General features: G+C 54.9%; 11 protein-coding genes. 5 read left to right on the top strand and 6 right to left on the bottom strand.

All coding sequences use genetic code 11. From position 1 onward, the window contains the following. Positions 1 to 17 precede the first annotated feature (17 nt). From BN8_RS20035 to BN8_RS20025, 3 genes are all read right to left on the bottom strand, one after another. Positions 18 to 860: a ComEC/Rec2 family competence protein gene (locus BN8_RS20035; RefSeq protein WP_009283762.1), complete on the bottom strand. Its 843-nt coding sequence runs from the start codon at positions 858 to 860 to the stop codon at positions 18 to 20. 170 nt (positions 861 to 1,030) lie between these two features. Next, complete coding sequence (locus BN8_RS20030) at positions 1,031 to 1,525, bottom strand: MBL fold metallo-hydrolase (protein WP_009283761.1); 495 nt, start codon at positions 1,523 to 1,525, stop codon at positions 1,031 to 1,033. 74 nt (positions 1,526 to 1,599) lie between these two features. Next, positions 1,600 to 3,009, bottom strand: coding sequence for a pyridoxal phosphate-dependent decarboxylase family protein (locus tag BN8_RS20025; protein ID WP_009283759.1), 1,410 nt, complete (start codon positions 3,007 to 3,009; stop codon positions 1,600 to 1,602). A 105-nt stretch (positions 3,010 to 3,114) separates the two neighbouring features. Here BN8_RS20025 and BN8_RS20020 point away from each other — a divergent pair, with 105 nt between their 5' ends. The 3 genes from BN8_RS20020 (at position 3,115) to BN8_RS20010 (ending at position 6,440) form a co-directional block, all read left to right on the top strand. Beyond that, positions 3,115 to 4,533, top strand: a complete 1,419-nt coding sequence (locus tag BN8_RS20020; protein WP_009283758.1) for an aminotransferase-like domain-containing protein — start codon at positions 3,115 to 3,117, stop codon at positions 4,531 to 4,533. A 76-nt stretch (positions 4,534 to 4,609) separates the two neighbouring features. After that, entirely contained in the window at positions 4,610 to 5,449 is an 840-nt protein-coding gene (locus BN8_RS20015) for a crotonase/enoyl-CoA hydratase family protein (RefSeq protein WP_009283757.1), read from the top strand. Positions 5,450 to 5,534: 85 nt separating this feature from the next. After that, positions 5,535 to 6,440, top strand: coding sequence for an SDR family oxidoreductase (locus tag BN8_RS20010; protein ID WP_009283756.1), 906 nt, complete (start codon positions 5,535 to 5,537; stop codon positions 6,438 to 6,440). A gap of 12 nt (positions 6,441 to 6,452) precedes the next feature. Here BN8_RS20010 and pabB read toward each other — a convergent pair whose 3' ends face one another. Together pabB and BN8_RS20000 are read right to left on the bottom strand one after the other, a co-directional pair. Beyond that, positions 6,453 to 7,754 carry an aminodeoxychorismate synthase component I gene (gene pabB, locus BN8_RS20005; protein ID WP_009283755.1) on the bottom strand — a complete coding sequence of 434 codons (1,302 nt, stop codon included), beginning with the start codon at positions 7,752 to 7,754 and terminating at the stop codon, positions 6,453 to 6,455. Then, the gene (locus tag BN8_RS20000) at positions 7,755 to 8,759 is read right to left on the bottom strand and encodes an NYN domain-containing protein (RefSeq protein ID WP_009283754.1); all 1,005 of its coding nucleotides are present in this window, start codon (positions 8,757 to 8,759) and stop codon (positions 7,755 to 7,757) included. 279 nt (positions 8,760 to 9,038) lie between these two features. Here BN8_RS20000 and hisB point away from each other — a divergent pair, with 279 nt between their 5' ends. Then, entirely contained in the window at positions 9,039 to 10,187 is a 1,149-nt protein-coding gene (gene hisB, locus BN8_RS19995) for a bifunctional histidinol-phosphatase/imidazoleglycerol-phosphate dehydratase HisB (RefSeq protein ID WP_009283753.1), read from the top strand. 260 nt (positions 10,188 to 10,447) lie between these two features. Further along, complete coding sequence (locus BN8_RS19990; protein ID WP_009283751.1) at positions 10,448 to 11,044, top strand: 1-acyl-sn-glycerol-3-phosphate acyltransferase; 597 nt, start codon at positions 10,448 to 10,450, stop codon at positions 11,042 to 11,044. Here the strand turns inward: BN8_RS19990 and lpxB are convergent. Then, positions 11,030 to 12,151, bottom strand: coding sequence for a lipid-A-disaccharide synthase (gene lpxB / locus BN8_RS19985; protein ID WP_009283750.1), 1,122 nt, complete (start codon positions 12,149 to 12,151; stop codon positions 11,030 to 11,032). The two genes, BN8_RS19990 and lpxB, sit on opposite strands and share 15 nt — an antisense overlap. Between the last annotated feature and the right edge of the window lie 36 nt (positions 12,152 to 12,187).

The following is a 12,187-nucleotide window of genomic DNA, read 5'->3' as shown; positions in this document are numbered from 1 at the left end:
CGTGTTGGAATAGCCTATCAACGATTGATCACGTATTGCAGTTCACCGGTTTCGTCGGCTTCCAGTTTCCAGAAGACGTGACCGCTGCCTTTTTTCTCTTTTTTCTGTGCGATGAGTACACGCCGACCATCGGTGCGCACACTGATCGCTCCGTATACCGCTACATTCCGCTCCAGCGAATCGCGGATGGCAACAATGCGTGCCTGAATCGTTTTTTTGCGGACAGGATCGGTCGTGGTATCAAGTTCGGCGAACAAAGCGCCAACTTCCCGCAGGAGTTCATCCTTGATCACTTTCTTGTCTTCCGACGAGCGGGCGAGTTCAGTGCTGAAAATAAGCGGTCGGCGGCCCCGGCTCGATTTACCGATGGCCCCCAACGTATCCGGGCGGGGGTGCGTATACGTTTCATTATCACCACTCGAAATCACCGTGGCCAGCGGGTGCAGAAACTCCAGAAAATCGTCCAGGAAGCGGTCCGAACCGTGATGGCATGACTTGGCCAGATCACTCTGAAACACGGCGCGGCCCCGCTGAATCATCTCCGTGCGTTCTGCATCGGTCAACTCCGACAGCGGATCGTGGCCGGTGTACTGAACCGTCAGGTACCGTTGGGCCTTGTCGTTGAGGTCGCCCCCAAGCAACATCGAGACGTTACCGTATTGCAGCCGAATGACCACTGAGTGGCCATTTTTGGTTTCGTCCCAGCCCGGATGCGCACTGAAGGGTGTCGGCTCGTCCAGATACGGCAGACTTTTTCGTCCGCCGGTTGCTTCGTCCTGCCGGGTGATTGGAGCCAGTACCTCCATGTGAACCGCCGATTGCGCGTCGTACCCGTCAATAACCGATCCTTTTTCCAGCATTCGTATATCGGTCAACCCAAGCGTAGTGGATTGATAGGCGTCGTGCAGCAGGTTCGGATACAGCTTATTACCCCGATTAGCGTCGACGTCCAGTAGCTGTTTTACCTTATCGAACGTATCGCAGAGGTCGGTGATGTATTCTTCCGTGCCTACGGTAATAACCGGCCCGATCAGGTTAAACCGGTGCGCTCCACGAGGCCGTTGTGGTACATACGCCGGATGGTGAAGCGGCCCGAATCAATGATTGGCCGGAAACCGCCGTAATGATCCAGGTCGGAGTGGGTCATCACGACGTAATCGAGCGGAATCACGAAGTTATTGTGCGAGAGGTTGAAGCGCCACTTCAGGAACCGGTACATGCTGTCGTCGCGACCAGCGTCGATCAGGATGAACTTATCATCGGGTGTTACCAGAAAACAGCCGTCGCCCTGCCCAACATCGATGAAGTTGATTTCAAGCAGCCGCTCCGCCTGCAGGAGTTTGTTGGCAACCCAGCCATCAGCGTTGCGGCAGTGAACTTTCGTGTGGGTAGCTGATGTGGTCGTGTCAATGATTTCGGCGTAGTCGCCCCACAGAACGCGTTTTACAATGTCCTGCGGTTTAACCCGTTCGTCGCTGACGGGTTGTTTCAGTAGCTTTGCTTCGGGATAGCCAATAAAAGCCATAGGGTGGTCAGGAAGGTGAACAGTGATGCGTTGTAAAAATACGGTTTCGTAACCACCCGTGCTTTATGAATTCATTATGCTTCGCGCACGGCTTTCCAGGCTTCCTGCATACTCTCCATCGCCAGTCGCAGATCGTCGGGTGATGTTCGCCAGTTGACGAAGGCTGCCCGCAGGCAGTAAGCGCCGTTGTAGACGGTGGGTGTCATGAAGACTTGACCCAGCGCTTCCAGCTTTTTCTGGAATTGAGTGAGTTTCTCTTTATCAGTCCGGTACTGCTTCAGCGAAAAACAAACCACATTTAGCCGTACCGGCGCTTCGAGTTGCAGGAAATCAGATTGGTCAATCAGTCCTCCGAACGCACAGGCCTGCTCCACGTTCTGTTCCACAAGCTGGCGGTACCCTTCCCGACCGTATGCCAGCAATGTAAGCCAGACGGGGAGCGCCCGCAGTCGGCGGCTGTTTTCGGGGCCGTAGTTCAGGTAACTAAAGTCGGCCAGCGGGTCGCCCAGATACGGGGCGTTGGAGTTCTGAAACGTTTGAACCTGCAAAGTCGCGTGATGGGATTTAATGAGGTACACGGCATTGTCGTAAGGTACGTTCAGCCATTTATGGTTGTCGATGGTGATGCTGTCGGCCAGTTCCCAACCTGCCAGCCGGTCCTGAAAACGGGGCGACAAGGCCGCGAACCCTCCGAATGCCGCGTCGACGTGCCACCAGAAGGAATACCGTTTCTGGAGTTCGGCAATGGCCTGCATGTCGTCGTAATCTACCGTATTGACCGTGCCCCCGCTCGAAATCAGGATGGTCGGTACGTCGGGTTGCTGAGCCAGTAACGCTTCCAGATGCGCTACGTCCATCGCTTCACGGTCGGCCGGTTTCCGGATGTACGTCATGTGTCGGCTGCCGAGGCCCAGCATCGCCAGCGACTTAACGACCGACGAGTGGGGCGTCGCAGCCAGAATCCGAATACCGGACGTAACACCGTCGCGGGCAATGTCGTGGCCAAGCTGCTGACCGGCCCACTGCCGCGCTACGGCCAGCGCGGTAAAGTTGGATAGCGTTGCGCCCGTTACAAAACCACCCATAAAGCCGTCAGGCAAGCCAAACAACTGACGGTAGAGCTGAAGGGTGTGTAGTTCAATAGCCGCCGATACATCGCCCGGCCCGGTAACACTCTGCGGATTCTGGTCGTAAACGGCCGTCAGCCAGTCGCCAACGATGGCCGCGGGCGTAGTGCCACCCGTCACGAACCCCCAGTAGCGCGGACCAGACGAAGCGACAAGCGCCTGCGAGAAATAGGTCTGAAACTGCGATAAAGCGGCTGACGTACCCATGCCACGCTCGGGTAAATCAACCGAGGGTTGAACGGGGGCAGGTCGGCTGATTGGCATGTGGGGTAAGCCTTGCAGATATGAAAGCGCCTGCGATTGGGCCAGCTCCAGCAGTACTTTAAATTGCTGGCCTTCCTGATGCATAAGGTTCATACGGATAGTGGTTTGTTCATTAGTTGTTTGTCGGGCAAAGTTCTGCCAAGTTTGTAATATGAAACAGATCCAGTTTTTGCAAAAAGAACAATATCAGTTGTATGTATGACAGACGGCTTTCGATATCGCCAACTGGCTGACCAGCTTCGGTACCAGATTGAGCAGGGTGTTTTGCGGATGGGTGAGCGGTTGCCTTCGGTTCGGCAATTGAGTCGTGAGCAGGGCGTTAGCGTCACGACCGCCTTCCGGGCGTACTACGATCTGGAAGCCCGCGGATTGATTGTCTCTCGCCCACAGTCAGGCTACTACGTACGGTCGGCGGGGAATCAGCCCGGTCTAGTACCCCGTACCAGCCAGCCGCGTCCGATGGCAACGCCAATCACCATCAGCGAAGCGATGCGTAGTCTGGCTAAGGGCTGGACACAACCCGACATTGTTGATCTGGCCGTGGCTGTACCAAGTCTTGACTTGCTCCCGCAGGCGAAGCTCAACAAGTCGTTGTTAACGGCGGTACGTCAACTGCCGGACAGCGGTCTGGGCTACGAGGCTACGGCCGGTTCGCCTGAACTACGTCGGCAAATCGCCCGGCTGTCGTTCAACGGTGGAAGCCGCGTATCGGCCGACGAGGTGGTGGTCACCAACGGTTGTCTGGAAGCCATTACGCTGGCGTTGCGAGCTACGACCCAGCCCGGCGACGTAGTGGCGGTCGAATCCCCAGCGTACTACGGCATTTTGCAGGCAATGGAAGGCATGGGTGTTCGGGCGTATGAACTGCCGACTCACCCACAAACGGGTCCTGATCTGGAAGCGCTCGAACAGGCCATCCGCAACGAATCGATTCGGGCCGTGGTGCTGACCCCTACGTTTAGTAATCCCAGCGGGTACTGTATGGCCGACGAGCGTAAAGCCGCGCTGGTGAACCTGCTCGCCCGATACGATCTGCCGCTGATTGAAGACGATATCTACGGCGAAACGTATTTTGGCAGCGTCCGACCGCGCACCTGCCACAGTTTCGATACGGCCGGGCGGGTGCTACTCTGTTCATCGGTGTCGAAAACACTGGCCCCCGGTTATCGGGTCGGTTGGGTATTTCCGGGGCGCTATCAGGAAGCCGTGATCCGGGCACAACTCATGCAGACCATCAGTCCGGCCCGTATTACGCAGGCCGCCATCGCCGATTTTTTGCGGATCGGTCGGTTCGATCTGCACCTGCGAAAACTGCGGGCTGCCCTTCAGAAACACATGCTGACGTATCTGGATGCGGTCCTGACCAGCTTCCCTGATGGTACAACGGTCAGTCGGCCAGCGGGTGGATTTGTGCTGTGGGTCGAACTTCCCGATGGGTATTCAGCCGCTGCGCTTCTGACTCAGGCCGTCAGCGCTGGAATTACGTTCTATCCAGGACATCTATTCACGACGCAACCCCAGTATGCTACCTGTTTACGTATTGCGTATGGGCATCCGCCAACAGTTACCTACCTGGATGGGTTAAAGCAGATAGGCCAATTGTGCCGCATGACCTGACAAGTTGATAAGGGCCAAATCAACAAAATATCAGAATAATACTACCTTTACGCTAACCGTATGCAAGCATACTAGTATGAACCAGACGTATCAATCACTCGCTTTTGAACAAACCGACGGTATACTGACCGTTTCGCTGACAGGACCGGGCAAAGGAAATGCCATGGGGCCGGAATTTTGGGACGAGCTGCCCCAGGCAATGGACGAGATCAACGGTATGCACGACGTGCGGTGCGTTGTTTTTCGGGGTGGTGGCGATCATTTCAGTTACGGTCTGGATCTGCAACGGATGATGCCGCGACTGGGCACGATGACGAGCGGCACGATGGTCGCGCATCAGCGAATCGAACTGATGGCTGAGATTCGCCGGATGCAGTCGGGTTTTCAGAAGATGTACCAGTCGCCAAAGCCCATCATTGCGGCCATCCACGGCTGGTGCATTGGCGGGGGCGTTAACATGATTGCGGCCGCCGATATCCGGCTGTGTTCGCGGGATGCTAAGTTCAGTCTGCGGGAAGCTAAGCTGGCCATTACGCCCGATATAGGTGGGCTACAGTTTCTGCCGAACATTATCGGTCAGGGCTACACCCGCGAAATGGCCTTCACGGGTGCCGATTACGACGCGGCCTTCGCCGAAAGGATTGGCCTGGTCAATCACGTGTATCAAACTCCCGACGATCTGTTTGCCGAAGCGCAGGCTCTTGCCCAGAAAATTGCCGAAAATCCGGCCGGGGCAGTGCAGGGTGCCAAGCAGGTGCTGAACTACAGTTTTAATAAATCCATCGAAGACGGCCTGCAATACGTCGCTCTCTGGAATTCGTCGCAACTGCAATCCGACGACTTCAGCGAAGCCATGCAGGCCACTTTGGACAAACGAAAAGCCGAATTCAACAAGAAAATCGAAAGGGGATACTAAATGTAAAGAGCGAAAGAGTGAATGAGCGAAACAAGCTCCGCTAACATTCGCTCATTCACTCTTTCGCTCTTTCACTCTTTACCATATGACGACAGGTATGCTGCGCGATGACGCGCTCAAGGGAAAAACCATCATCGTAACCGGCGGAGGCACGGGCTTAGGTAAGTCAATGACCCGCTATTTTTTGCAGTTGGGTGCCAACGTCACCATTTGTAGCCGCCGGCAGGCCGTGCTGGATCAGACGGCCGAAGAACTGACGCAGGAAGTGAGCAACACAGCCGGCGCGGGGCAGATTCTGGCCGTGGCCTGCGATGTCCGGAAACCGGAAGAGATCGAGAACGTACTGGCCCGAACTATCGAGCGGTTCGGACGGATCGATGGCTTGCTGAACAACTCGGCCGGTAACTTCATCAGTCCGACCGAACGGCTGTCGTACAAAGCGTTCGATACCATTGTGGACATCGTCCTGCGCGGCACGTACTATTTCACCCTGGCCGTGGGTAAATACTGGATCGACAACCAGATTCGTGGGACGGTGCTCAATATCTCGACAACCTATGCCACGACGGGTTCCGGCTACGTAGTACCATCGGCGGTAGCCAAAGGGGGCGCGTTGATCATGACCAGATCGCTGGCTGCTGAGTGGGGGAAATACGGCATCCGGCTGAATGCCATCGCGCCGGGACCGTTCCCGACCAAGGGAGCCTGGGAGCGGTTGTTTCCGGAGCCGCTCATCAAGATGATGGACCCGGTCAGTCGCATTCCGCTTAAGCGGGTCGGGGAGCATCAGGAACTGGCCAATCTGGCGGCCTTTCTGCTGTCCGACTTTTCGGGTTTCATTACCGGCGAGTGCATCACGATCGACGGGGGGGAGGTATTAATGGCCGGCGAATTTAATCACCTCGAGCAGGTCTCCAATGAGCAGTGGGATGTGATTGAGCAGACAATCAAACAGGCCAATCGCGCCAGTAAGAAAGAAGGACAGGAGTAACGCAGCCTACCCTCAGCCGGCTGTTACGGACGTAGTGGCCGGCTCCAGGATCGACCGTATGGCCTGGGCTTTCAACAGGCATTCGTCCCATTCCTGCGCTGGGTCGGCGTCGTAGGTGATGGCGCTGCCCACCGAAAACGAAGCGTAATGGCTTTGGGCATTGTATTGCAGGCTCCGAATCACGACGTTGAAATCAAAATCGCCGTTGGGCGTCACAAAGCCGATGGCTCCTGAAAACAATCCCCGGCGGCTGACCTCCAGTTCGTCGATCAGCTCCATAGCCCGAATTTTGGGCGCACCAGTCATGCTGCCCATCGGAAAGGCGTATTTAATGGCGTCTGACCACGCAACGCCCTCGCGCAACGTAGCCGACACCGTCGAAATCATCTGATGAACCTGCCGGAACGTATAAATGCCGAACAGTTCCTCAACCCGAACGGAGCCGGTTTGGGAAGAACGGGCCAGATCATTACGTACTAAATCAACAATCATGAGATTCTCGGCGCGCTCCTTTTCGCTGTTCAGTAACTGGGTGCGAAGCCGCTCGTCTTCCTCCGGCGACTGCCCCCGTCGAATCGTACCCTTGATAGGCTGCGAGATGAGTCGATGGCCCTCTTTTTTCAGAAACCGCTCCGGCGAAGCACCCATCAGGTAGCGATCATCCAGCTTCAAAAATGTTGAGAATGGCATGGGTGACCGCCTGGTCAGGGCTTCGTACGTAGCGACCGGATCGAGGATAGCGTTTTCGGCAAAAAACTCAACGCAGTAGTTTAATTCATACACCTCGCCCTCTCTGATATACTGCCGGATACGCTCAACGTTCCCTAGGTAGTCATCCCGCGAAACCCGGCTTTGTACCGTAGTGAAGATCGGCGGAGCGGGTTGGGACTGGTGCTGATCAATGGCCGTACGTAGTGCCTGTACATCGCCATCACCCCAGACCGTCACTACACCAGCAGGATTAACATCAATGACCCACTCCGGCTCGGCAAAGTAAACATCCGGGAAGCCCAGCCGGTCCGGATGGCGGCTGCTCAGCGCTTCAAGTTGATTTTTAAGATCATAGCCGAAATAACCGACCAGGAAAGTTGGCTTCTGCTGATGGGTCCGGAATAGGGCTGAAAACGCGTCACCGTCCGAAAACGAAACAACCCGTTTCGCACCGATGCAGAGTCGGTTGGGAAACGGGTTATCAGGGTATTCAAGGCCGTTGCTGGCGAACCACGCTACGTATGCGTATTGACTGGCAGCCCAGCGAAGGGCTTGCCAGCGCCACGATTCGGTGTCGTCGACCGCAAAACGGACTGCATTCATTTATTGTTGGAGCAACCGAACCTCAACGGCAATGTCCTTCCCTTCGGCGTTTTTGCCAAGGGTGAACTCTACCTCGTCGTCGATCTGTAGTTCGTTGAAGTCTACATCGAGCAGGCTCGTATAGTGGAAAAACAGGTTATTAGGCGGGTAGTTGATAAAGCCATAGCCGGTTTTCAGGCTGCGGATCGTACTCACTTTCCGACCTTCCGGGTCGGTATCTATGTCGGCTACGTTGTAGTTGGGCTCGTCGTCGATCTGGTAGTTACCGTACGCCGGGCCGCTGCCAAAGCCGTTGCCGTTCGAATAGCTACCGTTCCCGTTCACGGCCGTGAACGTTGGGCGGGGTTGCTGCTTAACGAACAGATTCTGGATGACCGCGTCGTTTTTCCGCAGCCGGGTGTCGATCAACTCGTGCATACCGACCGGATACGATACGTCTTCGAGCAGATCCTGCGAGGTGCGGGTGACCTGCTTTTCACCTTCGTCGTTCAGGAACTCAAAGTCCCAGCTCAGAACCATCACGCGGGAGCCCAGTGTATTCAGTTTCCGAATGAGTGGTACGTAGTCGCCGTCGGAGGTGATCAGCACCACTACGTCAAACTTTTTATGGAGCGCCAGTTCAAACGCTTCGAGGGCGAGCCATACGTCAATCCCTTTTTCCTGGCGGTATCCCTGGTAGGTTTTTACCGGAAGGTAATGCGTCACGACGCCCTCCGACATCAGGATATCATCAAACAGCCGGTCGTAAAATAGTTGATTGCCGCGCTGGTTAGCCTCGTGCGCGTTCAGACGACCCCGGAAGTAGTGGGCATCGACAATCTGACACAGCCGAACGTCTACGTTTTCTTCTTCGGCTACCTGACGACGAATAAATTCGTGCAGACCGGAAATGCTGATCCGGCTGCGACGTTCATGTGAATAATTGTAATAGTTACTTACGTGTAGGAAATAATTACCATCATAGAAAACCCCAATACGGGTTAATCTGGAGGGAGTTCCGGGCATGTGTTACTATGGTTTATGTACGCTAATTTATTTTCTTGTACTCCAACGGGGGTGTTACTGATTTTTGATTCTTTCCAGGTACGATGGATCTATCGGTTTGCGTAAAATCAAGTTTTTACTATGCTTTTACAAAAGATATTAATAAGTATGGTATGGAGGCTACGTAACAGACGATAGAACTAAGAAAGTGGTACTATCAAATAACGCCGTAAAATTAATACAATTCTCTTACGTAATAGGGCAGTATGGTATCTTTACCAGTTGAATAACAAGCCCGATATGCGAAAAGTTTTGTTTATAGACCGCGATGGAACCCTGATCGTGGAACCGCAGCCTGATCAGCAGGTCGATTCGCTGGCCAAGCTCGAATTTATTCCCAATGCTATTTCAGCCCTGCGAAAAATTGCGCAGGAAACTGATTATGAATTAGTCATAGTGACAAACCAGGATGGGCTTGGAACGGCCTCCTTTCCGGAAGATACGTTCTGGCCTGCGCATAACAGGATGCTGGCGACCTTTGCGGGCGAAGATGTTCACTTCGAGGCCGTACATATCGACCGTCATTTTCCTCGTGATAATGCGCCGACCCGCAAACCGGGCATCGGCATGCTGACCCGGTACTTTTCGGATGAATACGATCTGGCCAACAGCTACGTTATCGGCGACCGAATGACCGATGTGCAACTGGCCGTGAACCTGGGGGCTAAAGCCATTCTGTTTGTGCCGCCCAACGCCGTACCGGCCGTGCAGATCGCCGACATCGGCGGGCCGACCGACGTAATGCAGCAGACCATTGCGCTGACTACCGAAAAGTGGGATCAGATTTACGAATTCCTGCGCCTGCCCGCCCGTACGGCTACGGTGGAGCGTAACACGAAGGAAACACAGATTCGCATCGACCTGAATCTGGATGGTAGTGGTCGGGCGGATATTCACACGGGCCTTGGTTTTTTTGACCATATGCTCGATCAGGTAGCCAAACATTCCGGCGCCGACCTGAGCATTCGCGTCAACGGCGACCTGCATATCGACGAGCATCACACCATCGAAGATACGGCCCTCGCGCTGGGCGAAGCGTATCGCCGGGCGTTGGGTGATAAGCGCGGTATCAGTCGGTACGGTTTCCTGCTGCCGATGGACGAAGCGCTGGCACAGGTAGCGATTGATTTCTCGGGTCGGCCGTGGCTGGTCTGGCAGGCCGAATTCCGCCGGGAAAAAGTGGGTGACATGCCGACCGAAATGTTCTTCCATTTCTTCAAGTCTTTCTCCGATACGGCGCTCTGTAACCTGAACATCAAGGTAGAGGGCGATAATGAACACCATAAGATTGAGGCTATTTTCAAGGCGTTTGCCAAGTCGATCAGGATGGCCGTTCGGCGTGACATCCGGGAGCTTGATAACCTGCCCAGTACAAAAGGTGTTCTATAAGACAAACTGGCGGCTGCTGTTGGTAGCAGACGTTTTGCATCGTACTTTTGCCAACGATTCAATTTATTACAGACATGGATTTATCAACTCCTCTGACACTATTGTTCTACGTTGTTCTGCTGACGGCATCGTTCCTGACCGGTCGCTGGCTGGAGCGCAAGGAGCGTAACTATTAAGTAAGGCTGACGTCCGACGTTCGAATCTTTCCGTTCGCAAATGTCGGACGTCAACTTTTCACAATTTCTCTTTCAGTTCAGCGTATGTTAAGTGCACTGGCCCGATGGCTGTTTACAACCGCCGGCTGGCGGCTGGCCGGTCCTGTGCCAACTGTGCCTAAAAGTATCTGGGTGGTCGCTCCGCACACAACAAACTGGGATTTTCCGGTCGGTGTGGGTGCCCGGGCCGCTACTCGCGTCTGGATTCAATACCTCGCTAAAAGCTCACTGTTCACCTGGTATGCGGGCTGGCTTTTCCGGGCGCTGGGGGGCAAACCCGTTTACCGCGACAAATCGCACAACCTGGTCGATGCCGTTGTAAACGTGTTCAGTCAGAACGAACGGCTCCACGTCTGCATCGCGCCCGAAGGGACCCGTTCGGACGTTGGTAAGCTGAAAACGGGGTTTTATTACATCGCTCTCAAAGCCAACGTACCGCTCGTTCTGACTGGTTTCGACTGGCCCCGCAAGCTGGTTATCCTGAGTGAACCTATACACATGACCGGCAATTATGAAGAGGATATGTTGCCTGTCTACCAGTTTTTCTCGCAGGTGCACGGCAAGAAGAAACAGTGGTTGACCGAGTGGGAAAAAACGGGAGTCATTCCCATTCCAACCACCAGTCGCTCACAATCCGTCTGACTGTGTTAAGGCTACCATCCGTTTACCAGCCCGCTCAGAAGCACCCGGGCCACCCATCTTTTCTTTAATCTCCGCATACCCAGCCAGTACATCCGTGCGTCGGGAGCCGTCGGGCAGCACCGCCTGTAGTTCAGCGGCCGTACGATCAGTGGTCAGGTCATGCTGGATCAGCTCTGTCACCACGGCGCGGTCGGCAATCAGATTCACCAGCGAAATGTACGGGACGGCTATCAGGCGCCGGGCGATTTCGTAGGATACGAACCCGGTTTTATAGCAAACCACCTGCGGTACGTTCAGCAGGGCCGTTTCGAGCGTTGCGGTACCAGACGTCACCAACGCGGCCGTTGACACCTGAAGCAGATCATAAGCCGCATCGGCTACGCGTTTCACCGTGGGGTACTTTGCCAGCAGTTGATCGTAAACCGCCGTGGGAAGATTGCTGACCGTACCGACAACAAACTGATAGTTCGAAAACCGCTCGACTACCGTCAACATAACCGGCAGGATGGACGTAACTTCCTGTAGCCGACTGCCGGGCAGTAGCGCAATGACAGGTTTATCCGTCAGACCGGCGCGGTCATGGAACAACGGATCGGGCTGAAAATCGGCCAGAGCATCGAGCAGGGGATTGCCAACGTAATCGACGTCGTAGCCAAACCGGGCGAAAAAGGCGGTTTCGAAGGGCAGAATCGTAAACAGCCGATCAACACTTGCTTTTATTTTAAGCGCCCGTCGCTGATTCCAGGCCCAGACTTTGGGTGAAATGTAATAAAACACCCGGATGCCGTGCTGTTTGGCAAAGCGGGCCATCCGCAGGTTAAACCCGGCGTAGTCGATCAGAATGAGAGCGTCGGGGCGGTTAGCCAGCAGATCGGCCTGACATTCGCGCAGGATGCGCCGGATGGTGCCCAGGTTTTTAGCGACCTCCCAGAAACCCATGAAGGCCATCTCGCGGTAATGCCGGACGAGCGTAGCCCCGGCTGCCTGCATTTGTTCTCCGCCGTATGCCCGGAAGCTGGCCTGCGGGTCGTGCTGCTGAATGGCCCGAATCAGGTTTGCGCCGTGCAAATCTCCCGAACGTTCGCCGGCAATCAGGTAATAGGTCATAGGGTAGGTACGAGGTGTAAAAGGAGGTCGAGTTAA

Origin of the sequence: Fibrisoma limi BUZ 3 (assembly GCF_000296815.2) — a bacterium.
GTDB classification, from domain to species: domain Bacteria; phylum Bacteroidota; class Bacteroidia; order Cytophagales; family Spirosomataceae; genus Fibrisoma; species Fibrisoma limi.
The sequence above is the reverse complement of the archived record's forward strand: the minus strand, read 5'-3'. Positions and strand labels throughout refer to the sequence as shown.

Coding starts and splice junctions, on each gene's coding strand:
- BN8_RS20035 (WP_009283762.1), bottom strand. CDS start 860: ATGCTGGAAAAAGGATCGGTTATTGACGGGTACGACGCGCAATCGGCG.
- BN8_RS20030 (WP_009283761.1), bottom strand. CDS start 1,525: ATGGCTTTTATTGGCTATCCCGAAGCAAAGCTACTGAAACAACCCGTC.
- BN8_RS20025 (WP_009283759.1), bottom strand. CDS start 3,009: ATGAACCTTATGCATCAGGAAGGCCAGCAATTTAAAGTACTGCTGGAG.
- BN8_RS20020 (WP_009283758.1), top strand. CDS start 3,115: ATGACAGACGGCTTTCGATATCGCCAACTGGCTGACCAGCTTCGGTAC.
- BN8_RS20015 (WP_009283757.1), top strand. CDS start 4,610: ATGAACCAGACGTATCAATCACTCGCTTTTGAACAAACCGACGGTATA.
- BN8_RS20010 (WP_009283756.1), top strand. CDS start 5,535: ATGACGACAGGTATGCTGCGCGATGACGCGCTCAAGGGAAAAACCATC.
- pabB (WP_009283755.1), bottom strand. CDS start 7,754: ATGAATGCAGTCCGTTTTGCGGTCGACGACACCGAATCGTGGCGCTGG.
- BN8_RS20000 (WP_009283754.1), bottom strand. CDS start 8,759: ATGCCCGGAACTCCCTCCAGATTAACCCGTATTGGGGTTTTCTATGAT.
- hisB (WP_009283753.1), top strand. CDS start 9,039: ATGCGAAAAGTTTTGTTTATAGACCGCGATGGAACCCTGATCGTGGAA.
- BN8_RS19990 (WP_009283751.1), top strand. CDS start 10,448: ATGTTAAGTGCACTGGCCCGATGGCTGTTTACAACCGCCGGCTGGCGG.
- lpxB (WP_009283750.1), bottom strand. CDS start 12,151: ATGACCTATTACCTGATTGCCGGCGAACGTTCGGGAGATTTGCACGGC.